The 1569-nt window shown below is 54.9% G+C and carries 2 protein-coding genes; one reads left to right on the top strand and one right to left on the bottom strand.

Annotated elements, in window-relative coordinates; all coding sequences use genetic code 11:
- A partial coding sequence (locus EN780_RS33855; RefSeq protein WP_128276425.1) for a dienelactone hydrolase-related enzyme occupies window positions 1-1006 on the top strand: 1006 nt, incomplete at its 5' end.
- Between the two features lie 297 nt (window positions 1007-1303).
- Here the strand turns inward: EN780_RS33855 and EN780_RS39140 are convergent.
- On the bottom strand, window positions 1304-1569 hold a 266-nt coding region (locus EN780_RS39140), incomplete at its 5' end, for a hypothetical protein (protein WP_210215072.1).

Here is a 1569-nt window from a genome sequence, read left to right as displayed (position 1 = left end):
GTATCATAGTTGGCTTGATCATTGGGATGAGCGGCGGGCGCGACGCGGTGAGGAAGGGAAGAAACCAACGGATTTCTTCCTTGACGCGGAACGCGCCTTTCCAGGTGCGAAGAAGATAACAAGTATCGAGGAATTCTGTGCCCTTGCGGACCAAGCCGTGGCTGATCCAGCCTTTTTCGATGAGCCGAGTGAGAGTGATCAGGGTTTTGAAAGGAAAGATGGGTGGCTCAAATTTCCATCGGACATTTCTACTGACATCGTAGAGAACAATGTCGTCTGGGCGAAAATCACAGAAAGCGGGTCGTTCGATCAGGCGATGGTGATTTTTCACCATTGGAATGCAAGCGCCCGGAATCGTCAGATTGCCAACTTTTTCTCGCACCGTGGCATCACGGTTGTCGAGATTGCTATGCCTTATCACTTCGAACGCAGCCGTCCCGGCTCCGTGCACGCCGACTATATGCTTAGCCCTAATCTCGGTCGAACGATCCAATCTGTAAGGCAGGCGGTGTTGGATGGGCGCAAACTCATACGTTGGTTGAAAAGCGAAGGCTATCGAGAGATTTCGGTTCTCGGAATGAGCTTAGGTTCCTGGGTTGCGGCCATAGTCGCGGCACACGATTTGGCTGTGTCAAAAGCCTCGTTGTTTCTGACGGCGGGGAGTCTAGCGGATATGGTTTGGACGGGCCGCGCGACACGATCGATACGCGATAGCCTTGAGCCTGAGATTGAGCTGACCGATCTCAGAAGGGCCTGGGGTCCACTTAACTTGGAGAATTACGCGCATAGTTTGGCACGCCCTGATCTCGATCTTCAGGTTGTGTTGGCTAAGAGAGACAAAGTGGTGTTGCCAGAGCTATCGGAGAGATTCATGCAGAGGCTGAAGGACGCCGGGGCCAGGCCAAATATTTTGGAATTAAACTGTGGTCACTATTCGCTCGCCATGCCGCCTTACATTTTGTTGGCCGGTTTGAGCTTGAAGCGGTTACTAAGGCGCGGCCGTTGAGCGGTTTCTGTCGTCTGCTGACAAGTCGGCCCGGCGAGCATGAGTTTGGCGTTGGCCGGTCAGTTCACCACCACGCCCATGACGGGAATGGGTGGGAAACGGACTGGCAGGTTTTGGGCGGTTCCACGGGGCAAGCTGCCCTTCACCTGGTCCGCGCGTCACCGGGTAGGGTCAGGAGGTAAGCGCCCAAATCTACTGAATATCACGCATCGGCTGATGAAAATACGGAAAGGGAGGTCTTCGCGGCCTCCCTTTTTCGTTGCGTGAATGGGGCTACTCACCCTTGGTCCATCAGTTTCATGACGCCGAGAACGGCAGAGGCGTCGTGAACGAAGGCGGCTCGGGCTGGAATAACCCCGGAGAAAGGGTGTCGCGCTTCGGCTCATAGTTTCGAGTTCCAAGCCGCCAGAGATTATCGATGTTCCGAAGGTAGGTCCCCACCTTCACGTCGGTATCGTTGATGATCCCCACCGTGTCAGTTTGGTGCGGCGACCCAAGCTGCCGATCGAATGTGCCGACCTCGGATGTCCAGCTATCGAATTCAAGGTTCGTCGCAATCTCCC

The sequence above is a fragment of the Mesorhizobium sp. M4B.F.Ca.ET.089.01.1.1 genome (genome assembly GCF_004022605.1).
Classification (GTDB): domain Bacteria; phylum Pseudomonadota; class Alphaproteobacteria; order Rhizobiales; family Rhizobiaceae; genus Mesorhizobium; species Mesorhizobium abyssinicae.
This window is presented reverse-complemented; position numbering and strand designations above follow the sequence as displayed.